Below are 25,580 nucleotides of genomic sequence, written 5' to 3' on the forward strand. Positions count from 1 at the left end.
TCCCTGAACAATCAACAAGCCCGGAACCAGGAGCAACGTCCCATCGCGTGGACCTTTCCTCGCCGTGATCAATGATTCTATCAACGAGCGTCCGTATTTGATTTGGTTCTAATATACCCTTTCCAATAGGCAGGCGTGGGGCACCTACCGAATCAGACGAAGGATATTTGCATGACAACCCTCCATTACGCCTCGGGTGGATCGGCCTCCGAGGTCGCAAACGCCGGATTCAATCTAGTCGACGTTTCATCCGTGGACGAACTCAACGCCCTGCCGGCGGGCACGAAAGGTCTGGTCTGGCTCGATGAAGCCAATGGGGCAACCTCGTCCTTCATCCAGAAAGTCACGCCCTTTATCGGCAATCCGAAAGCGTTCGGATTCTTCCTTGTCGATGAGCCGGACCCCACCGGCAAATGGGGAACCTATGCCACCGCCGCGAACCTGAAGGCGGAATCCGACTGGATCCACACCAACGTGCCGGGCGCCAAGACCTTCATCACCATGATGAACATGGGGTCTTCCGCAAATCCCGATTTCTCAAACACCTATAATCCCGCCAACACACATATCGACTATTACGGGCTGGACCCGTATCCGGTGCGCACCGGGACAAGCACGGTCGACTACAACATGATCGACAGGACCGTGGCCGCGGCTGTCGCTTCGGGGGTCCCGCTCAACCAGATCGTTCCAGTTTATCAGACGTTCGGGGGCGGCAGCTACACGACCGATACGGGCGGCCAATATGTCCTTCCGACCGCCGCCCAGGAACAGACCATGCTGGACCACTGGTCCAAGCTGGTTCCGTCGCCCGCCTTCGACTATGCCTATGCATGGGGTTCCCAGCAGGGCGACACGGCACTTGGAAACTCGCCGGCGTTGCAAGCCCTCTTCCTTCAACACAACCAAGGCACCGCAAGCGTGCCTCCGGCCAGCGACACGACTTCGTCCGGCACCACTGTGCCCTCGACCAGCGATACGACTTCGTCCATCACCCCACCTTCGACCAGCACCACCCCTCCGATCAGCACCGCGCCTTCGACCGGCGATCACGTTTTCTACGGCACCGGCCGCGCGGATGTACTTCACGGCACCACCGGCGCCGACACGATGATCGGTGGCGGCTACAACGACACCTATTATGTCAACAACCCTGGCGACAAGGTGGTGGAACTGAAGGGCGCAGGCAACGATACCGTGCTGGCATCGGTGAGCTATGCACTGTCGGCCGGCTCGGAAATCGAGCATCTCGCCACCACGAGCCGGGCCGGCACCACTGCCATCAACCTCACGGGAAACGAGTTCTCGCAGACCATACAGGGTAATGCCGGCAACAACGTCATCAATGGCGGCGGCGGGCAAGATGTGCTGACAGGAAATGGAGGCAAGGACGTCTTCGTCTTCAATTCCGCCCTCAAGGCAGGCAATGTCGACAAGATCACCGACTTCAATGTGACGCAGGACAAGATCCAGCTCGACCACACGGTGTTTGCCGGGCTTCAGGTCGGCGCCCTTCCCGCTGATGCGTTTCACACCGGCAGGGGTGCGCATGCCAGTACCGACCACATTATCTACAACAGTTCGACCGGAGCCCTCTCCTTCGACAGCGATGGTGCCGGCAGCGCTCATCAGATCCAGTTTGCCGCTCTTTCTCCGCATCTGTCGTTGACGGCATCCTCGTTCGTCGTGACGTGAACCTTTGGAACCGTCAGGCCCTCATCAAAAGGGTCTGACGTTTTCTTGAATATATCTCCGCGGAACGAAATCGCTTCGACGAACATTAGTTCGTCATGAGCGCTCGCGGCATCGAATTCCTGCAGAAATGGGTGGAGGAAAATGTTCCACCCTATTCGACGTCCGATCCGGCGCTTGCGGCGAAACTCGCCAAACAAGCGACGGCGGACGCCATCAAGGCGGGAATTCGCCCCGAGGAAATATCGGAAGAAGTCGGAAGCATGTTGACCACCATGCTTGAAGTGCTCGAAAACCCCGACACTGAATGATTGCGAGCCGACAACGACGGCAACAGGAGAGCCCGAAGCCGGCGTGGATGTGGTTTCCGGTTGCCGCTGGATAGATCCTCGAGCGGGATTTCCGGCATAGTTTCAAGACTTCTACTCCCGCTGGTTATTGATCCCAGCTTGAGCTGTGGCACCCCCTCAATCCCACCAAGCGCGGAACTATCACCGCATCAGGCCTCGCGAGATATGCGGCCTGGATGTCTGAGGTTCGTTGGCGTGATGCCGGTATGCTGACGGAAGGCGCGGCTGAAATGCCCGGCATTGCCGAAGCCGCACCTGAACGCAATTTCCCCTATCTGCAAGTCGCTGGCTTCCAGCAGCGACTTCGCGTGGTGCACCCGCAGCGCCAGATAGGCGGCCATTGGGCTGATGCCCAACTCGATGCCGAAAAGGCGCTCCAGCTGGCGCCTGGAGCAATTCAATCTGGCCGCGATTTCGGTAACCGAAACCTTCTCCTGAAGATTGCTCTCCATCAAGAGCAAGGCTCGCTTCACCGGACGGCTGGAGGCTCCGGGAAACAGATCTCCGACCGGTTGAACGTCACGGATGTTCCGGATTCGATCAAGGACAAGGATCTTGGCGGCCTTTTCCGCTGCCTTGTGACCAATGAATTTCGACACGAAATAGCCGGCCAGGTCGGCTGCACCCGTGCCTCCGGCGCAAGTAGAGCGGTTGCGGTCGACGGAAAACAGACTGTCCGCATGGGCGTTTACGTCGGGGAATTTCGCCCGGAAGTCCTTGATATGAAACCAGCTGACCGCGGCACTATAACCGTCCAGCAACCCGTAGCGCGCGAGCACGAAGCTGCCCGTGCAAAGGGCGGTGAGCGGCACGCCTTTCTCGGCAGCCCGCAAAAGGAATGCCTCCTTTTCAGAACTCAAGCCGCGGTTGGTGTCGAGCAGGCCACCAACCACAACGACATTGTCGAAGTCCTCGGGATGTCCAATCTCTTTTGTCGGCAGCAGTTCTACGCCGCAGCTGGCCCTGATCGGCAGACCGCGCTCTCCGATCACCTGCCAGTCAAATTCCACGCGACGGCTTCGATCGCCCTCATCACCCGCCAGGCGCAGTGTGTCGATGAAAAGCGACAGGGGTGACAATGTGAAGTCGCGGACCAGAAGGAATGCAAATTTCTTGGACATTGGTTCAGCGCTATCCGCGATTAATTTCAGCAGGACCAAAACTATGTGTTTGGGCACAGTCTGCACAGGAAATCACCCGAAAGGAGATTATGCCCCATCCGCCTCCAAAGTCGTCCCGTCCAGGATCCATGGCCTCCCGTGCAGTCGAGCTCAACTGCGCGGCATGGCCGCCGGGCGTGCGTGCCGTTTTTGCGCCGCGATCCGAAAGATCGCGTTCGCCGCGCCATAGCCACGGTAGTCGCGCCGCCGTTCGGCGATTTCAAAGAAGAAGCCTTCGCCATTGACCGGGCTGCAAAGCTGGAAATATTCCCCCGTCTCGTCCCGATCATAGAGAATATTCGCCGCCCGCAGCCGTTCGGCGAACTCGGGATCGAGCCCTAACCGCGCTTCGATATCATCATAATAGTTTCGACTGATCGCCAGCGGTCTGAAGCCGTTTTTCGACAGCGCCTCGGCGGTGGTGAATATATTGCTCGTCTGAAAAGCCAGGTGCTGAATGCTGGAACCGAAATGCTCGGCGATGAAGTGTCCAGCAAATGTCCGATAGTTTTCAGCGCCATTCAGCGTCACCCGCAAACCGCCGGAAGAATTGAAGACCAGCTGACTATGCACCACGCCGGCAGGATCCATGATGTCGACGACCGGTGTCTTCTCCACCTCGAGAAAGGACGTATAGAACAGGACGGCGGTCAGCAGTTCGTCATATCTGACCGCCTGGGCGATATGATCGATCGTCCTCAAGCCGACGGGCGCGGCGGCGTCGCTATCTTGCTCAGCCAGGAAATCCGTGGTCCAGACGCTCGCCAATTGGCGCGTTTCGTCCAGAAAATAGAAGACGCCGCCTCCTGGGCCGAAGACGCCAGGAAGCGCCGTTTCGCTCTGGCCCGCAGGCTGGGAGAATGCCTCTGCGCCCAGGCCAACAGCCCGCTTCACCGCGTCATGGGCATTGGCAACCTTCAAGCCGACTGCATAGGCCGTCGTTCCATGCATGTTGTAGGCAGCCTTGGCGAAGCCGACCGTTTCGGTGTTGATGACGATGCGGATTTCACCTTGCTGGTAGACGACGACGGATTTCGACTTGTGGCGCGCCGTCTTGCGGAAACCCAGCGCATGAAGCAGCGCGATCAACTCGGCCGCATCTTTTTCAGCGGTGGCAAATTCGATGAAAGCGATCCCCTCGACCTTGATACGGTCCGGAAGATCCGGCATCGCCAGCCCGGCATCGGGCTCCAGCCGCCGAACCTGGTCACCCAGATAGATCAGGGACCGTCGCCCATCCATGGCAATCAGACGGGTAGAACCACCACGGAACTGGTCGTTGAATATTTCCAAGGAGTAGTAGCCATCATAGCCTGTCGCGGCAACCGCTCTCGTAAACTCCGTCACCGGCAGGTCGCCCTCGCCCGGCATGTTGCGATAGTGCCTGCTCCAGTGGAGGATATCCATATCGATCAGCGGCGCATCGGCAAGCTGGACGATGAAGATCTTCTCTTTCGGGATGGAGCGGATGGAATTGATCTCGATCTTGCGGGCGAGTATGTGGAAACTGTCAAGGATCAGCCCGACATTGGGATGATTGACATGCCGGACGATTTCCCAGGCATCACGGTAGTCGTGGATGTGCTGCCCCCAGGCCAGGGCCTCATAGCCAACCCGCAAGCCACGTTTCGCCGCGCGCTCCCCAAGATCATGAAAATCGGCCGCGGCCCTGTCCAGACCTCCCAATGCGATCGACGACACATTCGAACACACGAGCACCAGATCCGCGCCCAGCTCCTGCATAACGTCGAATTTCCGCTCGGCGCGATTGAACGTTCGGCGTCGGTGAGGCTCCGGCATGCCTTCAAAATCCCGGAATGGCTGGAATAGCGATATCTCCAGCCCGCAGTCTCGTACCATCCTCCCGACCTGACGCGGCTTTTTGTCGAACACGAGAAGGTCGTTTTCGAATATCTCGACGGCGTCGAAACCAGCCGCGGCAATCGCCGCAAGTTTCTGATCGAGCTCTCCGCTCAGGGAAACAGTGGCGATGGAGGTCCTCATCGATGATCTCCTCATCGGACCGCAAAATGAGAAACAGCTCGGACAGCTAGCGCCACGAACCGGCGTTTCAAGATTGCTCTCGTACCTGATTTGGTGGGACTTTGACGTTACTCGGGATCAGCACCCGCCGCCAGCAATATTGCGATACGACCGACAGCAAGTTGGTAGCCTTCCGTCCGTCGCTTCTGGCGAGCTTCTCACGATGCTCCCCGAAAGCGCCGTGCCGACCGACTGGCGGCGGCTTGGCTCCGATGAGGGAATGCCCGACCTTCCATCGTTACAATTGACGATGGTGCTACCGCAGCAGCTGCGTCTTCAATCCGCCAGCTCGCAGGTCATCGTCGACAACTATGTCCTTTCGGCAAGCAAGCCGCTCGTGCTGGCCGCCATGCGGTTGGCATGTCGCGACCGAAGACCAATATTCCCCAACCGATTTGGGCATATTGTCCGATGCCGACGGAGCACTAAACTTAAGAAACTGATTTTATTCGCCATTCAAAATAGACGCGCGAGTTGCTAGCAGGCAGGGCCAAGAGGGAGGCAGGGCCAAGAGGGAAGAGCGAAACACGCGGGCGCCCGAAAGCCGCGCTCCGGCGCCATTCCGCTGCCGGTCCAGGAGAATCGAAGCGATGCCGGAACATGATCTCTACATCAAGGTGAAGAAGCCAGGCATAGCCTTTATGTGCGCAAGGGCTCGGCTCTCCCCGATTTCGCCGATCCGAAGGAATGGCTCTTTGATGGCACGGCGGCGCAGGACCTGCTGCCTCCGAGCGTCGTGGACGGCGCCGCCGCTGACGGGCATGCGTTCCGGGATATGGATTAGGATGCTGTCAATCGCCGGGAATGCCGCGACCGTAGAACCCGCTTCTTGAAGTCCGTCCCCAGCGCGATGGCCGGTGTTCCTGATTTCCCCCTGCCCCCGATTTCCCATGCGGATTCCGCCGCAAATGTCCTATGATCGACAGACAGCTCGCCGTCGCGAGTCCCGCATATAATGACCTGGCTTGAGCGCCACGGCCAATGCCGGCATCGCGCTTCAAACCATACTCAACGGATCGAACATGGTTTCAAGCTTGCCACCTCCCGTCTCTCAATCGGTCGCCGCCAGGCTTACGCGGGCAGCGATATTCCTGGTCGTGACGATCAATCCCGGATCGGCGTCCGAAGAAACGGTTCGCGGCTTGTGCGCCGATCTCTCCAGCCTGCTCCGCGGCGTGGGTTTCCGCAATCTCAACGGACAGCTGTCGTGCGTCATGGGGTTCGGATCCGATGCCTGGGACCGGCTGTTCGGGGCGCCGAGGCCGAAAGACCTGCATCCTTTTCGCGAAATTCGCGGCGTGCATACCGCCGTTTCGACGCCCGGCGACATCCTCTTTCACATCCGCGCTGCGAGCATGGACCTCTGCTTCGAACTTGCGACACATGTCATGTCGCGGCTCGCCGGCGCGGTCTCGACCGTGGACGAGGTGCACGGCTTCAAGTTTTTCGACGACCGCGATCTGATCGGCTTTGTCGACGGTACCGAAAACCCGGTCGGCCAGGCCGCGGACGCGGCCACCCTTGTCGGCGATGAGGACGCCGCCTTTGGCGGCGGCGGCTACGTGATCGTGCAAAAATACCTGCACGACGTGGAGCGGTGGAACAAGGTGCCGGTCGAGGAACAGGAAAACATCATCGGGCGGCATAAGCTGTCCGACATCGAACAGCTCGATTCGGTGAAGAAGCCGTATGCACACAATGTCCTGACGTCGATTGAAGAAAACGGAGAGCAACTTCAGATCGTGCGCGACAACATGCCATTCGGCGAAGTGGGCAAGGGCGAGTTCGGCACCTATTTCATCGGCTACGCGCGGTCCCCCCACCGCATCGAGAAGATGCTGGAGAACATGTTTATCGGCAACCCGCCGGGCACCTACGACCATCTGCTGGATTTCAGCCGCGCGGTGACGGGGTCGCTGTTCTTCGTGCCGACCGCCACCTTCCTCGATGATGTCGATCCCGAGGCAGGACCGGTTGCCGACGCCGACGCGAAAGTGCCGCAAGCGCCGGAGGCGCCTCGGCCGGACGCGCTTCCCAACGATGGTTCACTCGGCATTGGATCACTGAAGAAATGAGGCGGACATGAACAATCTTCATCGAGAACTGGCTCCCATCTCCGACGCGGCCTGGGCGCAAATCGAAGACGAGGCGTCCCGTACCCTGAGGCGCCATGTGGCGGCGCGGCGTGTTGTCGACGTTGTCGGCCCAAAGGGCGTCGACTTCTCGGCTGTTGGCACCGGTCATCTCAAGCAGCTTCCCGCCTTCGGTGACGGGGTCCAATCCGCACAACGCGAGGTGAAGGCGCTGGTCGAATTGCGCGTTCCGTTCGAGCTCACGCGCCAGGCAATCGATGATGTGGAGCGCGGCGCGACGGATTCGGACTGGTCACCCGTGAAGGAAGCCGCGCGCAAGATCGCCTTCGCCGAGGACCGCTCCGTTTTCGACGGATATGCGGCGGCTAGCATACAGGGCATCCGGCAAGGAAGCAGCAATCCAGCCTTGAGGCTCCCCTCCAATGTGATGAACTATGCGGAAGCTGTCGGGCACGCGGTCAGCCAGTTGCGGCTGGCCGGGGTCAATGGTCCCTACGCGCTCGTGCTGGGTGCCGCCGCGTACACGGCCGCGAGCGGTGGCAGCGACGAGGGCTACCCGGTGTTCCATCATCTCGAGCGTGTGGTCGAGGGAGGGATCATCTGGGCGCCGGCCATCGAGGGTGGGTTCGTGCTTTCCACGCGTGGCGGCGATTTCGAGCTGGATATCGGCCAGGACATCTCTATCGGCTACCTCAACCATTCCGGCACGGCCGTTGAACTCTATCTCCAGGAGACCTTCACCTTCAGGCTTCTGACAACCGAGGCGGTTGTGGTGCTCGCGGCTGAAGAAGCGGCTCAACCGCGCGGCAGGAAGTAAACCACGCATATCCGGGACGCCGCCGAGGCATTCACAGGCTGCCGCGAGCGTATGGTGACGGGCTGCCGCGGAGCCTGGACAACCGTCCGCCACGCTTGATGCCCAAAACGGTTGAAATCCCACGGGGCACATGGTTGGCACGAAGGTTGCTCGTCCTATGTCATTCTATGTGCTGTGCCGGGAGCCCCCATCGTCACAGCTCCGCGCGCCGACGGCGGCAGGTGGCCTTCCCATTCCAGGAGCGCCAAAGGGGCAAGGAGACAGGGATGACTGAGCATTCATCGTCGCCGGCCGGCCCCGATTTCACCCAGGGTGTCGCTTTGGCGGATATTCCCGAGGGCGGCATGTTGTCCGGCCACGTGAACGGCAAGGCCGCATTGCTCGTGCGCCAAGGCGAAGAACTGTTCGCCGTCGGCGCAACGTGCACCCACTATGGCGGACCGCTGGCCGACGGGCTGCTGGTCGATGACACGATCCGCTGCCCCTGGCACCATGCCTGCTTCAGCCTTCGCACCGGCCAGGTTCTTCGATCACCCGCTTTGAGCGATCTCAAATGCTGGGATGTGGCGCGGCGAGACGGTCATGCATTTGTGGGCGACGAGCTGCCGACGCCACAACCGCCCAAACTGACGGCCGCGGGGCTGCCCGAATCCGTGGTCATCATCGGCGGCGGCGCGGCCGGAAACGTCGCCGCCGAAACGTTGCGCCGCGAGGGTTATCAGGGACCCGTCACGATGTTGAGCGCCGATCGTTCGCCACCATACGATCGGCCGAATTTGTCGAAAGACTATCTCGCCGGGACGGCGAAGGCCGCCTGGCTTCCTTTGCGATCGCCGAAATTCTACGCGGATCATCATATCGATGTCAGATGTGATCAACGCGCCGTCAAGCTCGATCCCGCGCGGAGAACGATAGCGCTCTCGGATGGCAGCGAGATGACCTATGGGGCACTGCTGCTTGCCACGGGCGCCGAACCCGTCCGGCTCACCGTTCCCGGCGCAACCTTGCCGCAGGTGGAAGTGCTGCGCACCCTGGCAGACTGCGATACGTTGATCGCGCGTTGCGGCACGGCGCGACACTGCGTCGTGGTCGGCGCGGGCTTCATTGGCCTCGAAGTAGCGGCGTCATTGCGAAAGCGCGGACTGGAGGTCCATGTCGTCGCGCCCGGCTCACGCCCCATGGAACGCCTCCTCGGCGCGGCGCTCGGCGACATGGTCAAGACACTTCACGAATCGCATGGGGTTGTCTTCCATCTCGGGACCACCGTGGCCGAAATCCACCAGGATGGCGTCAGACTTTCGACAGGCGTGGATTTGAGCGCCGATCTGGTGATTGTGGGGATCGGAGTGCATCCCGAGGTAAGTCTGGCGAAGCAGGCCGGCCTCGCCATGGACGGCGGGGTGCTGGTGGACGGGTTTCTTCAAACAAGCGCTGCGGCAGTCTACGCGGCCGGCGATATCGCGCGCTGGCCGGACCGCAGGACGGGAGACCGCATCCGCGTCGAGCACTGGGTGGTTGCGGAGCGCCAGGGCGCCGTTGCGGCGCGCAATATTCTGGGGCAGCGGCAGCGCTTCGCCACGGTTCCGTTCTTCTGGAGCCAACACTACGACACGACCATCAACTATGTGGGTCATGCCGAACAGTGGGATCGGCTGGACATGGATGGCGATCCTGCCGCGCGCGACTGCATGGTCAGCTATTGGCGCAGAGACAAGCGGCTTGCCGTGGCGACCGTGGGGCGTGACCTGGACAGCCTGCGCGCGGAGGCCGAGTTTGAGCAGGAGACGCCTTGAAGGACGTGCCTGCTGAAGAGACGAGGAAAACACGCGGCGAGGAGCCAAGCTTTTTTCGATACTATGATCCTGGCGACCGGGGGTTCGCCATGCCTGTTTCGGCCATGACGAATGCGAACCCTTCGCGCCAGGTCTGAAGACGCTGGAGGATGCCGCCAAGATCTGAAAAACCGCTCCGCATCTTCCTGCACATGCTTTAGGCGTTTCTCGGCAGCACCTGGAGCACCCTGGCGATGAACATGCCGAATTCGGCCATGTAGTTGCGCAGGAATTCCTGGGTGGATGCAACCGTGACCTCCCCGGCGTCGGTGACCAGGCCAGGCGTGAATTGGATATAGGCTTCAGGGGCGTTCATCTGCGGCGAGTTGCAGAAGCTCAGCACGCTGCGCAGACCTTGCTGGGCGACCGCGGTGCCAATCGGGCCGGGCGATGTGCCAATGACCGCGGACGGCTTGCGGGCGAAGGAATTCTTGCCAAAGGGACGGCTAGCCCAGTCGATGGCGTTCTTCAGACCGCCGGGGATGGAGCGATTGTATTCCGGCGTCACGAAAAGGACGGCGTCGACAGCGGCGATGGCATCCTTGAAGGCGCGAGCGACGGCCGGAAAGTCGGCGTCGTAGTCGTAGCTGTAGAGCGGCAAGTCCTTGAAGGAGATCTCCGACATTTCGAGTTGCGGCGGGGCAAGCTGCACCAGCGCCTTCGCGAGCTTGCGGTTGATGGATCCGCGCGCGAGGCTGCCGATGAGATAGCCGACTTTGTGCTTGGTCATTCATACCTCCTGCGTTTTGACTTGTGCTGACGATGACTTCGATCCGTGCTGGGCATGGTTCGCCATTGGCGAATGCCGCCCGCCACGACGTGCGGCAGCGTGCGTGCGAGGTTCGGGCGCCGTCATCCAGCGGTAGGGCATGCCGCATCGTACGTCCCAGTTCTCCGCGTCACGCAATATCAATGGCTTAAGTTGACCCTCGCTTCGTTGCTGGACTTTCCGGCCATGGCCGAGAGACAAATTGCCCATAGATTTCAATAATTTGGTGCAGAAGTTGCAATGGTCAAGCCTGAGGTCTTCGACACTGGCTTCAGTCTGCACTATTATGCAACCCAGGCCCCAGCCAAGCCACGAACGCCTGCGTCGGCATCTTGCCGACTTCGTCGCGGCCCGCAACCTTGGCCGCGGATGCATCCGCAAGGAAACCCTGAGCGTTTCATCCCCGATGCGTTCCACCGAATTGCCAGAACTAAACATCTAGGCGCCTCGATCAGGGACCAGGGTCCGACCCCCCACCCATCCCGCTACCATGCGATCCGCCAGGATCGCCAGGAAGGCGATGGACAGGCCGGCGATCAGGCCCATGCCGGCATCGGCCTTGCCGAGCGCGACATAGACCGCCTGCCCGAGATCGCGCGTGCCGACAAGGGCTGCGATCGCGAGCATCGACAAGGCTGCCATGATGGTCTGGTTGAGCCCCAGCATCACCACCGGCAGGGCCAGCGGCAGCTTGGCCTGCAACAATGTTTGGGCAGGCGTCGCGCCCATCTGCTCGACCGCCTCGACGACATCGACACGCACATGCCGCAAGCCATGCTCGACGTAACGGATCGGCGGCACGATGGCGTAGAGCATGATGGCGATCAGCGCGGTGAACTCGCCGACCTTGAAGAACATCAGTGCCGGAATGAGGAAGACGAATTGCGGCATGGTCTGCAGTGCGTCGCAGATCGGCTTCAGAATGCGCGAGACGCGGTCGCTGTAGGCGGCCCAGACACCAAGCGCACCGCCTATGATCAAGCAGAGCAGCACCGCCAGCGTACAGAGGTAGAGCGACTGGATGAGCTGGGGCCACAGCCCGTTGACCAGGATCAGGGTAAAGCCGGCAAGCGCGAAAAGGCCAAGCCGGATGCCCGCCACCTGTGCGGCAAGCAAGGCGATGCCGAGGATAAAGACCGGCCAGGGCAGGCCGAGGAAGCCGGTGAACAGGACCAGGCCCGCCGCCAGTGCGGCCACGGCGGCCCGCCACCCGAAGCGGTGCGCCGACAGTGCGGCGACGCCCAGGATCAGCGCGCAATATCCAGCCGTCATCGGCGGCGACAGCGCAAAGCCCCAGAGTGCAGGCGTGGCGGCTCCCGAAATGCCGATCCTGAGCGGCAGCAACAGACAATAGAGGACGCTGTTGCGGATATCGTCGAAGAACCAGGCGTAGTCGCGGACCAGGCCGAGCAGCCATTGATTGACACCGCCGACCTGCATGCGCAGCCCGCCGGCTGGCAAGGTCTCGACAGGCCACAAGACACGAATGGCAATCGCCAGCACGGCGGCAAGAAACAGGAACATCGCAAGCCTGCGACCGGTCATCCATGTCATGGCGGCGGTCGGTCCGGTCGGCCGTTCCCTGGCGAAGCCGATCGTCAGGCGATCGACGAGGATGGCGAGCAGCGCGATGACCAGTCCGGACAGAATGCTCTGGCCGAACTCGGCTTTGCGCATCGATGACAGCACCTCCCAGCCGATGTCCTCGAAGCCGCCGATGATGGCGGCGACAATGACCATCGAGAGCGCCGCCATCGTCGTCTGGTTGAAGCCGACGAGCATTTGCGGCAGCGCGGTCGGCACTTCGACCTGCCAGAATTGCTGGCGGCGCGTGCAGCCGCTCATCAGCCCGGCCTCGCTGATATCGGATGGCACGCGGTCGAGCCCGAGCATGGTGTTGCGCACCATCGGCGGCGTCGCATAGATGGCGCTGGCGATCAGCCCGACAACAGGGCCGAAGCCGAACAAAAGAAGCAACGGGATGAGATAGGCGAAGGCCGGCACGGTCTGCATCAGGTCGAGTGCGCCGAGCAGTGCGGGCCGCAGCCCCGGTCTGCCATGACCCAGCACGCCAAGCCAAAAGCCGAGCACAACGGAGATCGGGACGGCCAGCAGCACCAGCGACAGCGTGCTCATGCTTTGCGGCCAGTAGCCGGCAAACAGGATGTAGGCGAGCGCCAGAACGGCGAAGACCGCCAGCCGAATGCCGCTCGATTTCAGCGCAAGCGCCGCGACCGCCAGCATCACCGCCGGCCACGGCAGCCATACCAGCACCAGGCGCGCGCCGCGCATGGGTGCATCGAGCACAGCGGACAGGGCGCGGAATGCGGGCTGGACGACGGTCACGACCGTATCGGTGACCAAATTGATGGCCGGTGCGAACGGCAGCGTCCATTCCTTCGGAAATGTCACCAGCCAGGGGAAATCGGCCTTCAGCACGAGACATAATGCGGTCAGCACGATGAATGCGTACCAGGGTAGAAGCGCCGGCTCGATCGCGACCCTGGGCGAGGATCGAAACGATGCGGCTGGCGCGGTCACAGCCGTGTGCGCCTTTTCTGTTCCCGCTCCAACACGGCAAGCACGGAACCGGCGCCAAGCAGCCGCGGCGGACTGGCGCCCTCGCCCGGCACGGTGAAGGCGCCGATACCGGACGCCAGACGTGGGATCAGGTCCTCGAGGCTGGCACCGGCAGCGACGCTTTCGTCCGGCATCGTGGCTCCGTTCGCCGGCGCCGCCAGATCGCCCGCCTTGATGACGCGCAACAGCGGCATGTCCTCGGTGAACTGCGCCACATAGTCGTCGGCGGGATTGAGCACGATATCGGCAGGGCGGCCGATCTGAACGATCTTGCCGGCGCGCATGATGGCCAACCGGTCGGCCAGCCGGAAGGCCTCGGCCATGTCGTGAGTGATGAAGACGATGGTTTTCTGCAGCATGCGCTGCAGACGCAGGAACTCGTCCTGCATCTGCCGCCGGATGAGCGGATCGAGCGCCGAGAACGGCTCATCGAGGAACCACAATTCCGGCCCGACGGCGAGCGAACGGGCAATGCCGACGCGTTGCTGCTGGCCACCGGAAAGCTGGTGCGGAAAAGAAGTCTCGCGGCCTTCGAGACCGACGAGCGCGATCATCTCACGGGCGCGGGCTTCGCGTTCTTTCACCGGTTTGCCTTGGATCTTCAGCGGGAACGCCACATTGCCGAGAATGGTGAGATGCGGCAGCAGGCCGAAATTCTGGAACACCATGCCCATGGCGTGGCGGCGCAGTTCGATCAGTTCCTTGCCGGAGACTTTCGAGAGGTCGCGGCCGTCGAGCAGTATTTCGCCGGCGCTCGGCTCGACCAGCCGCGACAGGCAACGCACCAGCGTCGACTTGCCTGAGCCGGACAGCCCCATGATGACGAAGATCTCGCCGGTGGCGACCTCGAAGGTGGCATCGACCACGGCGGGCAGATGCGCTTCGGCACGCAGCCGCTCGGCCAGGACGTCGGGTTCGATGATGTAGCCGCGTGAATCGAAATAATAGGCGGGACGCCGCCCATAGACCTTCCAGACATTGCGGCAGGCTAGTTTTATCTCTCGGACCGCCTTGCTCATCGTCGGCCGCCCGCACCAAGCAAGCGTCCAGTTCCCGGATCACCGGGAACCGAGCGGCAATTCTCGTCAGTGCCTGGGCACGGCATCGGCCGAGATCACCCCTTGGCCGCGTCGACCCAGGGTTTCCACACCGCTTCGTTCTTGTCGAGCCAATCCTTGACGACGGCGTCGAGGTCCTTGCCCTGCTTGTCGACCGCCAGCATCATCTTCTGCTGTTCGGTGGCATCCATCTTGAACGCCTTGAGGAAGGCATAGGCGGCAGGCCATTTGGCGCCGAAGCCGGACCAGACGATCTTGTCGACATCGGGTGGCGTGATGCAATGTTCGTTGGTCTTGTCTTTACAGGGCGGCATGGTGATCCAGCCGACATCGTTTTCGGCCAGCGCGTAGTGCGGCCCCCAGAACATCATGACCAGCGGCGACTTGGCGGCTTCCGAGGCCTCGAGTTCGGCGACCAGCGCGCCTTCCGAGCCAGCCGGCACGGCGGTGTACTGCATGTTGTTGTCGGCCAGAATGGTCGCGGCCCGCGAACCCCAGTCGGCCGGATAGTCGAGGAAGCGGCCGTTGGGCGCGGTCTCGGGTGTCGACAGCGCCTGGATGCACTCCGGCTTGTTCAGTGCGTTCCAATCCGGCAGGCCAGGGCAGACCTTCTCCATGAACTTTGGATAGATCCAGCCTTCCCGCGTCTTGAGATCGAGCTTGCCGATGTCCTCGATCTTCTTTTCGGCCAGCACTTTGGGATAGATGTCACCGACATTGTTCAGCCAGATTTCGACCGAGGCGCTCAGCGTGCCGTCGGCAAGGCCGGAGAATTGCGGGAAGTTGCCGGCGGTGACGTATTCGACCTTGTAGCCGAGCTTTTGAAGCAACTGCCCGGCGATGTGCGTAGACACATGCGATCCGGTCCATTCGAGCATGGCGAGCTTGATCGGCTCGTCCTTAGCGCCGAGATCGGCGGCTCGTCCCTGAGCGGTTACAGCAAGCACAAGCGCCAGCCCGACGCCGGCGCCTTTCAAGGCAAGTGTTCTTGTCATGTCGGTTCCCCTGTCGTTGGACTTTTTCATTCCTTACCTTTTGCCGACCTCCTCCCATGAAGGCCCGCAGCCATCCCGCGCGGATGCTACCACAATGCTCCGCCGGTGATCTGTATGTTTTCCATGGTGATGCCCTTGGCGATATCCGAGCAAAGGAAGACGGCAAGTGCTGCGATCTCCTCCGGCTGCATCATGCGCCCCTGAGGATTGCCCTTCCTGAATTCATCCATGACCTCCTCGGCGCTGCGGCCCTTGCCCTCCCGCTCGACCACCTGCGCCACATTGCGGCGCATCAGTTCGGTCTCTACCCAGGTCGGGCTGATCATGACGCAGGTAACACCGTGCGAGGCGCCTTCCAGAGCCACGCAACGCGTCAGGCCCAGCAGGCCAGCCTTGGAGGCGCAGTAGGCCGGATTGTCCTTCCAGCCGACCGTAGCGGCGGTCGAGCCAATATTGACGATGCGGCCCCAGCCGCGCCCGATCATGCCTGGCAGCACAGCGCGGGTGGCTCGGAAGGCGCCGGTCAGGTTGGTGTCGACGATCTTGTCCCACAGTGTGTCGGAATGACCGCAGACGGGTTGCTCGGCCGTTGTGCCGGCGGCGTTGACCAGAATGTCGGCGGGACCGATGACGGCTTCAGCCTCGGCGGCGAAAAGGTTGGTCACGTCGCTGTCACGCACATCAAGATGGGCAGCATAAACTTTGATGCCATGGGCCGACAGCGCCGAACGCACGCGCTCGATCTCGCCGGCGCCGGGATAATAGGCGGCATCGGATTTGTCGGCGCCTGCGGGGGCGATGTAGGAGCCGACGGCGACGTTGGCGCCGGCCCTTGCCAAGGCGGTGGCAATCGCAAACCCCATTCCGGAGAACCCGCCGGTGACGATCGCGCTGCGGCCGGAAAGGTTTGTCATCAGGCGAGATCTCCACAAGGTTTGGTGCGGGCGGCAAGGCCCGGCGGGAATTCACACGGCAAGATAGCCTCCATCGACGACCATCTCGGAGCCAGTGACGAATTTCGATTCATCCGAAGCGAGGTAGAGGACCATGTAGGCGATGTCGTTGGGCTCGCCGAGGGAGCCGATCGGATGGCGCGACAGCGCTTTGGCCTTTTCCTGGTCGAGCGTGCCGAGATCGCGCAGATAGTTTTCGGTCTGCGGGGTCCAGATGTAGCCGGGGTGGATGGAGTTGCAGCGGATGCCGTAGCGCTGTTCGGCGCAGTGCACGGCGACCGCCTTGGTCAGCGTGCGCACGCCACCCTTGGAGGCGCAATAGGCGGCAAGCTCGGCCTCGCCGATGATGCCGTCGATGGACGACAGGTTGACGATCGAACCGCCGCCAGAACGCTTCATCAGCTTGATGCCTTCCTGACAGCCGAGGAAGACACCGTCGAGGTTGATGGCCATGGTCCGCCGCCATTCGGCAAGCGTGGTGTCTTCGATGTTTCTGGCAATCGCGATGCCGGCATTGTTGACCAGAACGTCGAGCCGCCCGAACCGCTCCTCGATCGCGGCCATGACGCAAGGCCAGTCCTCGGGCTTCGAGACATCGTGGCGAAGCGCCAACGCCTCGCCGCCCGCCTTCTCGATCTGCCTCGCCGTATCGGCGGCAAGCGCCTCATCGATGTCGCTGACGGCCAGCGTCGCGCCTTCCGCCGCCAAAAGCAGCGCGGATGCCCGCCCGAGGCCGAGACCGGCCCCGGTGACGAGCGCTATCTTGCCTGCAACGCGACCTGTTTTTGCCATCAGCTTTCCTTGTTCATCGGCTCCAGCGGCTTGCCCAGCCAGTCACGGTAGAATCCTTCGAGGTCCGGTTCGAAATCGTGCACGATGGGATAGCCGGGTGCGGCAGCCTCCACCTCGTGCATCGTGCCGCATTGCGGGCAGATGAACTCGCGGATCTCCATCCATTCGGGATCCGGCAAATCGCTGTTGGGATAGATTTCGCGCAGCGTTTCCTCGGTGTTGCGCACGATGATGGATGCGTTGAGCTTCCAGTTCTTGCGGTAGTCGCCGAAGGAGTGGCCACACTCGCACCGGGTCACCCGCTCGTCGCCGCTCTGGCAGATGAACAGATGGTCGGAGACCGGCAGCAGGATCGGGTCCTTCCAGCCGACGCGATCCTGCAGCACCGCGACATATTTGAAGAAGCGGTCGTCGTCCTTGTAGGCACTCATGACGCGGCGCGTCTGTGGCCAGGGCAGCGTGCCCGCGACCAGATCGGCGATGACTTCCTTGCTGTACGAGGTCATGGTCCCTTACTCCACGCCGAAGGCCGACTTGGCGTCGACATTCCAGAAGGTTGAAAAGTCCTTGGTGAAGCGCGGCGACAGCTTCATCGCGCTGGCGTACATCTTCTTCACCTCAGGTGCGAAGTCGGCCTTTTCGACCCGGCCACGCTCCTTCGCGATCCACTCCGATACCGGCCTTGCCTGGGCGAGCCGCTTCGCGCGCATCTCGGCGCGGTGGCGCTTGGTGGCCTCGATATTGGCGACGGGATAGCCGTCAGCATCCTCATCCAGCATGATGCCGAAGATGCCTTCGGCGGCTTCGCGGGTGAGATAGCCGTTCTCGACATCCGAAGCCGTCTTGATGGGATCGCGTTCCAGCACGTCACCATAGCCGCCGCCGCCATTGTAGGAATGGGTGAAGACATCGCCTGTCTTGTGCGGCGCGGTGATGTAAGGGCCTTCCATCGTCACATGCTCGCCCTGCAACCGGACTTCGAGTTCCGACCGGTGAGGGTTGGTGCCGGTATGATGCGCCAGCGGCGCCCCTTTTTCAGCCAGTTCGAAGATGTTCGAACCGCGCACGGCGCGATGCTTCTGGCAGGTCGGCGCCGGATAGCCGCCGCACATGCCACCATTGTCGAAGACGCGCGAGGAATGCTCGGAAGTGACCAGCCTCAGGTGGTCGGTCTTGCTGACCAGCCATGTCGACAGGAAGGAGCAGCCGCCGCGGTATTTGCCGGCGCCGCCGGAATTGGGAACGATGGAGCGGCCGATATAGACCATCGGCATGTTCTGTTCCCATATCTCGATATTGCCCATGTCGGATTCCGGGTTCCAGCCGACATAGGCGGTGTCGAGCCCATCCTTGATGGCCAGCGCGCCGGACCCGGCGGCCGCGCATTCGAAATGCGCCATGCCGAACAGCGAGCCGTACTGGCTGGTGCCGCCCATTTCGATCATCGGGCTGTTGACCTGGCCGACGAAGGCCTCCTCGACGAAACCGCGCGCGATGAACGAGCGCGACAGCAGCCGTTGGAACACGCCGTAGGCCGGCAGCAGCAAAGCCCATGAGGTGGCGGTCGCCACCATCTCATTGTCGGGATTGGTCCAAGTGCCATGCGGCAGCTTCAGTTCGGTCGCCATCCAGGCACCGTCATTGACCAGACCCTCGAAATTCATGTGCTGGGTCAGGGTAACGAACATGCCGCCATCCATGCCGGCCGGCGTGCAGTTCATCGAATGGTAGCCCCAGGGCTGCGTGCCTTCGAAGTCCATGATGATCTTGCCGCCTGACGTGATCTCCATCTCGATCGGCATGTTGTAGAGCCAGTCGGGATCGCCGAGCGGCTGATAGCCCGGCTTGCCCGCGGTGACGTGGCCATAGAAGGTGTGGCCACGATAAATGCCCGGCACGGTCAGCTGGCGGGTGCGGGCAAGCTGGGCGCGGCGGCCTTCCTCGATGAACTCCTTCGATATCTTCATCCAGTAGTCGAGGCCGATCTCGTCGATCAGCGCCTTGACGCTTTCGCGCATGTCGATGCAGGAGGCGACCTTGGCCTTCTCGTCCAGCACCCAGTAGATCGGCATGCGCAGATTGCGCTCGCAGCGGATCACGTAGTCGCGCCGCAACTCGTCGTTCTGGCCGACCTTTTCGGCGCAGACGAACAGGCCCTCGGTGAAACGCTCCTGCGCCAGCGCCACGTCGCCACCGGGCGTGATGCCGCCGGCTTCGAGTTCGTGGCAGACGGCGCCGGCCCAGCCGACGAGCTTGCCCGAATGGAAGATCGGCACCACGTCCATCACGTCGGGCACCTGGACGGTGCCGATGAAGGCGTCGTTGTTGGCGAAGATGTCGCCATCGACGATGCCGGGATTCTCTTCGTAGCCTTGCCTGATCATCCATTTGATGAAGCGGCTCATCGTGTGCACATGCACCATGATGCCGTTGGAGAGCGCGATCGCATCGCCTTCCGGCGTGTAGATGGCGACCACCATCTCGCCGACCTCGCGCACGCCAGGCGAGGCCGAGATGCGGCGCGCCATCTCGCGGGCCGACACGCAGTAGGCGCGCAGCTTGGTGTGCAGCGTCTCGAATTTCAGCGGATCCTGGTTGCGCAGCGAAAGTTCCGTGATGCCGTCGTAGCAGCCGGTCTCTTCCATGAGCCGTTCGGATTCGATCAGCCGCTCGCGGATGCGCAGGGCGGAAGCGGGTTTGTCCAGCATGGCGTTCGCCCTTCTCAAGCGTGGGTGTAGTGCAGCAGCGTCCACTCATCGACATGGACACGGTCTTGCGGATGGACGACGAGCGTCGTGGCGGGGTGTTCGATGATGGCCGGGCCGATCACCTCGTGGCCGGGCTGCAGAAGGTCCATCTCGTAGAGGTCGGCCTTGTGCCAGCGGCCTCCGATATAGGCCTCTCGAACGCCCTTGTGGGCCGACGCCGGATCGGACTTGCCGAGCGGGCGCTTCAGGAGCACAGGCTTGACCTTGTCGGCGGTGGCGATGAGCCCGAGCTCGGTGATCGAGAAGCCGGCTTCGCCGTAGCGCGACACGCGATGGTTTACCTTTGCGTAGACCGCCTCGAATTCGTCGATCACCTTGCGCATGTCGTCGGCCGAGTTGATGGCCGACAGCGGCGCCATCACCTCGACGTCCTCGAGCTGGCCGGTATAGCGCATCATCAGGAACGGCACGGTCTTGACCTTGTCCCTGCTATGGCCATCGGCGATCATCTCGTCGACCGCCGCCTTGGTGAGATCGTCCCAGATGGCGGTGACTTTCGTTCCGAAGGCCACCAGCTGGTCATCGCTTGCGCGCGCGCCGATGTCGATCTGCGTCGACACCGAATGCCGGCGCATGAAATCAGCCGTTGTGCAGCCGAAGGCGGAGAAGGCGGCGGCGAACTGGAAGGTGATGATGTCCTTGAAGCCGATGCCGCGCGAGCAGCCGGCCAGGTGCAGCGGACCCGAGCCGCCATAGGAGAGCAGCGTGAACTCCGACGGATGGATGCCCTGGCCCGAGATGACGCGGCGGAGTGCGTTGTTGGCGTCGGCTTCCAGCATGTCGATCATGCCTTCGGCTGCCTCCTCCACGCCGACGCCAAGCAGACGGGAACACTTTTCCTCGAAGGCCTTGCGCGCCTTCTCGACCTGCAGCACGACCTTGCCGCCCAGGAAGTAATGCGGGTTGAGACGGCCGAGGATGGCGTCGCAATCGGCGATGGTGGGTTCGGTGCCACCCTTGGCGAAGCAGATCGGGCCGGGATCGGAGCCAGCGCTTTCCGGTCCGAGGGAGACTTTCCTGGTCAGAGGGTCGACCTTGAGGATCATGCCGGCGCCGGCGCCAATCGTGTCGAGATGCAGCGTCGGCACGTTGAGCTTGAAACGATCCATCAGCGGCTCATTCTCGATCCGCGTCTGGCCGCGGGTGATGACGCCCATGTCGAAGGAGGTTCCGCCCATGTCCGAGCAGATCAGCGAGTCGTTGCCGATCAGCTTGCCGACATAGGCCGCGCCCAGGATGCCGCCGATCGGGCCGGAAATCATGGTTTCGTGCAGGCGTGGATGATTGATCGAGGTCAGGCCGCCGAAGGAGAGCAGCGTCTGTACGCCATATTTGAAGCCGTATTTCTTCGAGACGTCCTCGATGCCCTTGAGCTGCTTGCGGCCGCGCGAAGTGGCATAGGCCTCGATCAGCACCGAGTTCAGCCGCGACTGTTCGCGGATCACCGGCCGCACCTCATGGCTGGTGTAGACAAGGATGTCGGCGCCGACAGCGGCGATCTCCTCGCGGCAGATCTCGGCGATGCGCTTCTCATGCGCCGGATTGACGTGGGAGAAGACGGTCATGATGCAGATGGCCTCGACCTTGTCGGCGATCAGTCTCTTCGCGGCGGCATGCACCTCATGCTCGTAGAGCGGCAGGATGACGTCGCCGAACTGGTCGATGCGCTCGGTGACGCCATGGGTGCGGCGACGCGGCACCAGCGGATCGGGATGGTGGTGGGTGACCGCGTGCAGCCGGTCGGCATAGGAGTAATCCGCCCATGCCTGCAGGCCGCGACCCATCAAGATCATGTCCTCGAGGCCCTTGGTGGTGATCAGGCCGAGCTTGCGGCCGGTGCGCGACAGCAGCGTGTTGAGCATGCCGGTGCCGGAATAGAGCACGACGTTGACGCCCGAGAAGAGGTCCTGCAGCGAGATGCCCCAGGCATCGGCCGCATCCTCGGCCGAGGCCAGGAAGCCTTCGGCCTCGTTCTTCGGCGTGGTCGCCGATTTGCCGATCTTGAAGTGGCCGTCCTGATCGACAAGGATAGTGTCGGTCATGGTGCCGCCGGCGTCGATGCCGATAACGATGGGGTTGGTGGTAATCTGGTCCACGGGTCGCCTTCCCTTGCCGAGAGTGACCACAGGCTAGATTCAACGGGCCAGATCGCGCCATATGCCTAAAGGCACAATGACGAGCGAAGACTCGTCGCCGACAAAGAGGCATGCGCATGGGCAATATCTGGGCGCCGCTCGCCAAAGCGATCGCCGCCACCGGTACGGACAAGCATGTCGATTGCCTGATCGACCTGATCGGCGCGGATATCGAGCACGACCTCGTCACGGTGACGCGCTACTCGACGACGCAGACACCGGAATTCGTGAAGCACCGGCGCTTCTCGGATGAAATGGTCCGGCGCTATCTCGACAACTACTATGTGTTCGACCCGTTCTATGCCTCGTGGCGGCGCGAGCGCCGGCTGGGCATCATGCCGCTCAAGCGACTGGCGGATGAGGAGGCCAAGCGCGGCCAGTACATAGCCGGCTTCCTGGCACAGTCGGAAATCTGCGACGAGGTCGGCATCATGCTGGCCGATGGCGGCGACTGGTGTCTTGGCATCTTCCTCGATCGCTCGACCAGTTCGTTCAAGGAAAGCGAGATCGCCTTGCTGGACGAACGGCTGCCGGTGTTCGAAGCACTGCACGCGCTCGACATCAAGGCGCGCGGAGCCGAGTTTTCCCGCACCTCAGCGCCGACAAGTCCCGGCGCTTCACCGCGACAGAAACCGACAATCCCCGTTAGCCTGTGGCCGGAACTCTCGCTCAGGGAGAGGGAACTCGTGCAGCTCGTCCTGGCCGGCCACCCGACCGCCACCATCGCCGAGCGGCTCGGCATCACGGTGGGCACGGTCAAGAACCATCGCCGCCGCATCTACGACAAGCTCGACATAACGACTGAGCGAGAGCTTTTCCTCCAATTCTTTCAGCGCCGCGATCCAGAAGTCTAACTGGACCAGAAACGAGCTGTGTCGCAGAAAGACGATCGGAGCGAACCGGTCAACGTCGCGGCTGCCCAGTTCATCGGATGGGTGAAATTCGGGTTACCTTGGATACCCTCAAGCTGCCGGCTGCATAGCCGCCCTCAGCAACATGCCAAACAGGTCGCGTGGTTCATCGGGATCGGCGAGCAGGTCGAGTTCCTCGTAGAGGCCGGTCGCTTGCAATTGGTCGCGTACATAGCGCAGCGCCGAAAAATCCTCGATCGCAAAGCCGACCGAATCGAACAGCGTGATCTGCTTGGCGTCTCGGCGGCCTTGGGCCTTGGTGGTGATTACTTGCCAGAGTTCGGTTACAGGATGGTCGGGGGCCAGTTGCTGGATCTCGCCTTCGATGCGTGTCTGTGGCGGGAACTCGACGAAAATATCCGAACGCAGCAGGATATCCTTATGCAGTTCGGTCTTGCCGGGGCAATCGCCGCCGACAGCGTTGATGTGGACGCCGGAGCCGACCATGTTGTCGGTGAGAATGGTGGCGTTCTGCTTGTCGGCGGTAACGGTCGTGATGATCCCGGCACCTTCAACCGCTTCCTGCCCGGTCCCGCAGATGGTGATATCAAATCCCATGCCTGAAAGGTTCTTCGCGCATTTCAGCGAGGCGGACCGATCGATGTCGTAAAGCCTGAGCCGATCGATACCCGTGAGCGCCTTGAAGGCAATCGCCTGGAATTCCGATTGGGCGCCATTGCCGATGATGGCCATGGTACGCGCGCCGCTCGGCGCCAGATACTTGGCCGCGACAGCGGAGGTGGCAGCGGTGCGCAGCGCGGTCAGGATAGTCATTTCGGTGAGCAGCATCGGGTAGCCGCTGCCGACATCGGCGAGCACGCCGAAGGCCGTGACCGTCTGCAAGCCCTGGCGCATGTTCTTGGGATGGCCATTGACATATTTGAAGCCGTAGAGGCGCCCATCGCTTGTCGGCATCAGCTCGATGACCCCGTCATGGCTATGCGAGGCGATACGCGGCGTCTTGTCGAACAGTTCCCAGCGACGGAAGTCTTCCTCGATGTAGCTTGCAAGCTCGGTCAGGAAGCGCTCGACACCGATGGCAATCACCAGCTTCATCATGCGGTCGACGCTGACGAAGGGGACGATGTTCAGCTTTGCCGTGGTCATCATCAAAAGCTCCCCGAATGGCTGCGGGTGGGGCGGTCCATGATGCGGCGACCCATCAAGCTGGCGGTCAGGTCGACCATCAGCGTCGCGGTTCGGCCCCGCTCGTCCAGAAAGGGATTCAACTCGACCAGGTCAAGGCTGGAAACGAGACCGCTGTCGGACAGCATCTCCATCACCAGATGCGCCTCGCGAAAAGTGGCACCGCCGGGAACGGTGGTGCCGACCGCCGGGGCGATCGACGGGTCGAGAAAGTCGACATCGAGGCTGACATGCAGCAGGCCGTCTTCCGCCGACACGCGCGCCAGGAAAGCACGCAGCAGCGGAGCTATGCCATGCTCATCGATGGCGCGCATATCGTGCACGGTTACTCCCGCGTCGTTGAGCGCCGTTCGCTCGGCCGGGTCGACACTGCGCAGGCCCATGGTGCAGATACGCGAGGGATCGACCGCTGCCGGCAGATCCGGAAAATAGCCGCGGAAACCCGGCTGGCCGCTGGCATAGGCGAGCGGAACACCGTGCAGATTGCCGCTGGCCGTGGTGTCGAGCGTGTGGAAGTCCGGATGCGCGTCGAGCCACAGCACGAATAGCGGACGCCCGCTTTCGGCGGCGCGGCGGGCGATGCCCGATACGGTGCCGGCCGAGATCGAATGGTCGCCGCCGAGAAAGATCGGCATGGCATCCTTGCTCGCAGCGTAGGCGGCCTCGGCGATGGCGGATGTCCAGGCCGATACCTCAGGCAGGGCCTTCAGTGCCAGGTTGCCGTGCACGAGGCGTCTTGTCGGAACCGGCTGGACGGCACCCAAATCCTCGACAGTGTGGCCGAGGCCCGACAGCACCTGGGAAAGTCCGGCGGTCCGCAGCGCACTCGGACCCATTTCACATCCCATTCTGCCGGCGCCGTCCTGCACCGGCGCCCCGACGATTCTGCAACGCATGGTTTCTCCCGCTGGCAACGCTTGAATAGTCGGGAAGGAACCATGGCGGCATGGCGACGTGAACATATTAAATTGGCAATCCGACAAGGCTATTTTATCATATCGGCACCGATTCTGATCTAAATGGCAGCACAAATGGATTCTTTAGACGAACGGCTCGTGACCTTGCTTCGGCACGACGGGCGGCGCAGCGTATCTGACCTCGCCGTTGATCTCGGTGTTTCACGCGCCACGGTCAGGGCGCGCATGGAGCGGCTTGAACGGTCCGGCCAGATCATCGGCTACACGGTCGTGCTCCGCGCCGATGCGGTCGATCAGCGCATTCGGGGTATCATGCTGATCGAGATCGAAGGCCACGCCGCCGATCGTGTGGTGCGATCGTTAGGGGGCTTCCCCGAGGTTTCGGACATCCACACTACCAATGGCCGCTGGGACCTTGTGGTGGAACTCGGGACGGCGTCGTTGACCGATTTTGATGCTGTATTGCGCCGCATTCGCCTCATTCCCGGCATAACCGGCAGCGAGACGAGCCTCCTCCTGGCAACGCCGCGCACGACTCGGGCACGGCTGGCCTAGCCCTGCGGATAATG

General features: G+C 62.1%; 20 protein-coding genes. 7 read left to right on the forward strand and 13 right to left on the reverse strand.

Going from position 1 to position 25,580, the window contains the following annotated elements:
* Window positions 1–171 precede the first annotated feature (171 nt).
* Both FJ930_RS09785 and FJ930_RS09790 read left to right on the forward strand, forming a co-directional pair.
* Window positions 172–1,695 carry a calcium-binding protein gene (locus tag FJ930_RS09785; RefSeq protein WP_141837141.1) on the forward strand — a complete coding sequence of 508 codons (1,524 nt, stop codon included), beginning with the start codon at window positions 172–174 and terminating at the stop codon, window positions 1,693–1,695.
* Window positions 1,696–1,790: 95 nt separating this feature from the next.
* Window positions 1,791–2,003 carry a DUF768 domain-containing protein gene (locus FJ930_RS09790; RefSeq protein WP_140745652.1) on the forward strand — a complete coding sequence of 71 codons (213 nt, stop codon included), beginning with the start codon at window positions 1,791–1,793 and terminating at the stop codon, window positions 2,001–2,003.
* A gap of 188 nt (window positions 2,004–2,191) precedes the next feature.
* Here the strand turns inward: FJ930_RS09790 and FJ930_RS09795 are convergent, their stop codons facing one another.
* Together FJ930_RS09795 and FJ930_RS09800 are read right to left on the reverse strand one after the other, a co-directional pair.
* A complete protein-coding gene (locus tag FJ930_RS09795) occupies window positions 2,192–3,163 on the reverse strand; it encodes a GlxA family transcriptional regulator (RefSeq protein ID WP_141837144.1) in 972 nt (323 codons plus the stop codon).
* Window positions 3,164–3,313: 150 nt separating this feature from the next.
* Window positions 3,314–5,206: a sugar phosphate isomerase/epimerase and 4-hydroxyphenylpyruvate domain-containing protein gene (locus FJ930_RS09800; RefSeq protein ID WP_140745648.1), complete on the reverse strand. Its 1,893-nt coding sequence runs from the start codon at window positions 5,204–5,206 to the stop codon at window positions 3,314–3,316.
* A gap of 1,061 nt (window positions 5,207–6,267) precedes the next feature.
* Here FJ930_RS09800 and FJ930_RS09810 point away from each other — a divergent pair.
* The 3 genes from FJ930_RS09810 (at window position 6,268) to FJ930_RS09820 (ending at window position 9,948) form a co-directional block, all read left to right on the forward strand.
* Window positions 6,268–7,320: a Dyp-type peroxidase gene (locus FJ930_RS09810; protein WP_141837309.1), complete on the forward strand. Its 1,053-nt coding sequence runs from the start codon at window positions 6,268–6,270 to the stop codon at window positions 7,318–7,320.
* Window positions 7,321–7,327: 7 nt separating this feature from the next.
* Window positions 7,328–8,155 carry a family 1 encapsulin nanocompartment shell protein gene (locus tag FJ930_RS09815; protein WP_141837146.1) on the forward strand — a complete coding sequence of 276 codons (828 nt, stop codon included), beginning with the start codon at window positions 7,328–7,330 and terminating at the stop codon, window positions 8,153–8,155.
* A gap of 266 nt (window positions 8,156–8,421) precedes the next feature.
* Window positions 8,422–9,948: an FAD-dependent oxidoreductase gene (locus FJ930_RS09820; protein ID WP_140745643.1), complete on the forward strand. Its 1,527-nt coding sequence runs from the start codon at window positions 8,422–8,424 to the stop codon at window positions 9,946–9,948.
* A gap of 196 nt (window positions 9,949–10,144) precedes the next feature.
* On the opposite strand, the gene FJ930_RS09825 is transcribed toward FJ930_RS09820, so the two are convergent.
* The 9 genes from FJ930_RS09825 to FJ930_RS09865 all read right to left on the reverse strand — a co-directional run bounded on the left by FJ930_RS09825 (window position 10,145) and on the right by FJ930_RS09865 (window position 21,998).
* Window positions 10,145–10,717, reverse strand: coding sequence for an NADPH-dependent FMN reductase (locus FJ930_RS09825; protein WP_141837148.1), 573 nt, complete (start codon window positions 10,715–10,717; stop codon window positions 10,145–10,147).
* Between the two features lie 477 nt (window positions 10,718–11,194).
* Complete coding sequence (locus FJ930_RS09830) at window positions 11,195–13,297, reverse strand: ABC transporter permease subunit (protein WP_141837150.1); 2,103 nt, start codon at window positions 13,295–13,297, stop codon at window positions 11,195–11,197.
* On the reverse strand, window positions 13,294–14,355 hold the full coding sequence (locus FJ930_RS09835; RefSeq protein WP_141837152.1) for a betaine/proline/choline family ABC transporter ATP-binding protein: 1,062 nt from the start codon (window positions 14,353–14,355) through the stop codon (window positions 13,294–13,296). Before FJ930_RS09835 ends, FJ930_RS09830 begins: the two co-directional genes overlap by 4 nt.
* Window positions 14,356–14,450: 95 nt before the next feature.
* The gene (locus tag FJ930_RS09840; RefSeq protein WP_141837154.1) at window positions 14,451–15,389 is read right to left on the reverse strand and encodes an ABC transporter substrate-binding protein; all 939 of its coding nucleotides are present in this window, start codon (window positions 15,387–15,389) and stop codon (window positions 14,451–14,453) included.
* An 86-nt stretch (window positions 15,390–15,475) separates the two neighbouring features.
* Window positions 15,476–16,303, reverse strand: a complete 828-nt coding sequence (locus tag FJ930_RS09845) for an SDR family oxidoreductase (RefSeq protein ID WP_141837156.1) — start codon at window positions 16,301–16,303, stop codon at window positions 15,476–15,478.
* A 51-nt stretch (window positions 16,304–16,354) separates the two neighbouring features.
* Window positions 16,355–17,134 carry a glucose 1-dehydrogenase gene (locus tag FJ930_RS09850; protein WP_141837158.1) on the reverse strand — a complete coding sequence of 260 codons (780 nt, stop codon included), beginning with the start codon at window positions 17,132–17,134 and terminating at the stop codon, window positions 16,355–16,357.
* A complete protein-coding gene (locus FJ930_RS09855) occupies window positions 17,134–17,640 on the reverse strand; it encodes an acetone carboxylase subunit gamma (RefSeq protein ID WP_141837160.1) in 507 nt (168 codons plus the stop codon). Before FJ930_RS09855 ends, FJ930_RS09850 begins: the two co-directional genes overlap by 1 nt.
* A gap of 6 nt (window positions 17,641–17,646) precedes the next feature.
* Entirely contained in the window at window positions 17,647–19,842 is a 2,196-nt protein-coding gene (locus tag FJ930_RS09860; RefSeq protein WP_141837161.1) for a hydantoinase B/oxoprolinase family protein, read from the reverse strand.
* A 14-nt stretch (window positions 19,843–19,856) separates the two neighbouring features.
* Complete coding sequence (locus FJ930_RS09865; protein ID WP_141837162.1) at window positions 19,857–21,998, reverse strand: hydantoinase/oxoprolinase family protein; 2,142 nt, start codon at window positions 21,996–21,998, stop codon at window positions 19,857–19,859.
* Between the two features lie 110 nt (window positions 21,999–22,108).
* Between FJ930_RS09865 and FJ930_RS09870 the strand changes: the two genes are divergently transcribed.
* The gene (locus FJ930_RS09870) at window positions 22,109–22,891 is read left to right on the forward strand and encodes a helix-turn-helix transcriptional regulator (RefSeq protein WP_141837163.1); all 783 of its coding nucleotides are present in this window, start codon (window positions 22,109–22,111) and stop codon (window positions 22,889–22,891) included.
* Between the two features lie 108 nt (window positions 22,892–22,999).
* On the opposite strand, the gene FJ930_RS09875 is transcribed toward FJ930_RS09870, so the two are convergent.
* Entirely contained in the window at window positions 23,000–24,055 is a 1,056-nt protein-coding gene (locus FJ930_RS09875) for an ornithine cyclodeaminase (protein WP_141837311.1), read from the reverse strand.
* A 2-nt stretch (window positions 24,056–24,057) separates the two neighbouring features.
* The gene (rocF, locus tag FJ930_RS09880; RefSeq protein WP_141837164.1) at window positions 24,058–24,990 is read right to left on the reverse strand and encodes an arginase; all 933 of its coding nucleotides are present in this window, start codon (window positions 24,988–24,990) and stop codon (window positions 24,058–24,060) included.
* Between the two features lie 135 nt (window positions 24,991–25,125).
* On the opposite strand from rocF, the gene FJ930_RS09885 reads away from it, so the two are divergent.
* Entirely contained in the window at window positions 25,126–25,566 is a 441-nt protein-coding gene (locus FJ930_RS09885; RefSeq protein WP_140612158.1) for an Lrp/AsnC family transcriptional regulator, read from the forward strand.
* Window positions 25,567–25,580: the final 14 nt, after the last annotated feature.

The sequence above is a fragment of the Mesorhizobium sp. B2-4-15 genome, from assembly GCF_006658505.1.
Classification (GTDB): Bacteria; Pseudomonadota; Alphaproteobacteria; order Rhizobiales; family Rhizobiaceae; genus Mesorhizobium.

Excerpts from the sequence above, each read along its gene's own strand:
- FJ930_RS09840 (WP_141837154.1), bottom strand. The coding sequence starts at position 15,389 with ATGACAAGAACACTTGCCTTGAAAGGCGCCGGCGTCGGGCTGGCGCTT.
- FJ930_RS09785 (WP_141837141.1), top strand. The coding sequence starts at position 172 with ATGACAACCCTCCATTACGCCTCGGGTGGATCGGCCTCCGAGGTCGCA.
- FJ930_RS09835 (WP_141837152.1), bottom strand. The coding sequence starts at position 14,355 with ATGAGCAAGGCGGTCCGAGAGATAAAACTAGCCTGCCGCAATGTCTGG.
- FJ930_RS09855 (WP_141837160.1), bottom strand. The coding sequence starts at position 17,640 with ATGACCTCGTACAGCAAGGAAGTCATCGCCGATCTGGTCGCGGGCACG.
- FJ930_RS09810 (WP_141837309.1), top strand. The coding sequence starts at position 6,268 with ATGGTTTCAAGCTTGCCACCTCCCGTCTCTCAATCGGTCGCCGCCAGG.
- FJ930_RS09820 (WP_140745643.1), top strand. The coding sequence starts at position 8,422 with ATGACTGAGCATTCATCGTCGCCGGCCGGCCCCGATTTCACCCAGGGT.
- FJ930_RS09885 (WP_140612158.1), top strand. The coding sequence starts at position 25,126 with ATGGATTCTTTAGACGAACGGCTCGTGACCTTGCTTCGGCACGACGGG.
- FJ930_RS09800 (WP_140745648.1), bottom strand. The coding sequence starts at position 5,206 with ATGAGGACCTCCATCGCCACTGTTTCCCTGAGCGGAGAGCTCGATCAG.
- FJ930_RS09825 (WP_141837148.1), bottom strand. The coding sequence starts at position 10,717 with ATGACCAAGCACAAAGTCGGCTATCTCATCGGCAGCCTCGCGCGCGGA.
- FJ930_RS09850 (WP_141837158.1), bottom strand. The coding sequence starts at position 17,134 with ATGGCAAAAACAGGTCGCGTTGCAGGCAAGATAGCGCTCGTCACCGGG.
- rocF (WP_141837164.1), bottom strand. The coding sequence starts at position 24,990 with ATGCGTTGCAGAATCGTCGGGGCGCCGGTGCAGGACGGCGCCGGCAGA.
- FJ930_RS09860 (WP_141837161.1), bottom strand. The coding sequence starts at position 19,842 with ATGCTGGACAAACCCGCTTCCGCCCTGCGCATCCGCGAGCGGCTGATC.
- FJ930_RS09870 (WP_141837163.1), top strand. The coding sequence starts at position 22,109 with ATGCGCATGGGCAATATCTGGGCGCCGCTCGCCAAAGCGATCGCCGCC.
- FJ930_RS09875 (WP_141837311.1), bottom strand. The coding sequence starts at position 24,055 with ATGACCACGGCAAAGCTGAACATCGTCCCCTTCGTCAGCGTCGACCGC.
- FJ930_RS09790 (WP_140745652.1), top strand. The coding sequence starts at position 1,791 with ATGAGCGCTCGCGGCATCGAATTCCTGCAGAAATGGGTGGAGGAAAAT.
- FJ930_RS09815 (WP_141837146.1), top strand. The coding sequence starts at position 7,328 with ATGAACAATCTTCATCGAGAACTGGCTCCCATCTCCGACGCGGCCTGG.
- FJ930_RS09795 (WP_141837144.1), bottom strand. The coding sequence starts at position 3,163 with ATGTCCAAGAAATTTGCATTCCTTCTGGTCCGCGACTTCACATTGTCA.
- FJ930_RS09845 (WP_141837156.1), bottom strand. The coding sequence starts at position 16,303 with ATGACAAACCTTTCCGGCCGCAGCGCGATCGTCACCGGCGGGTTCTCC.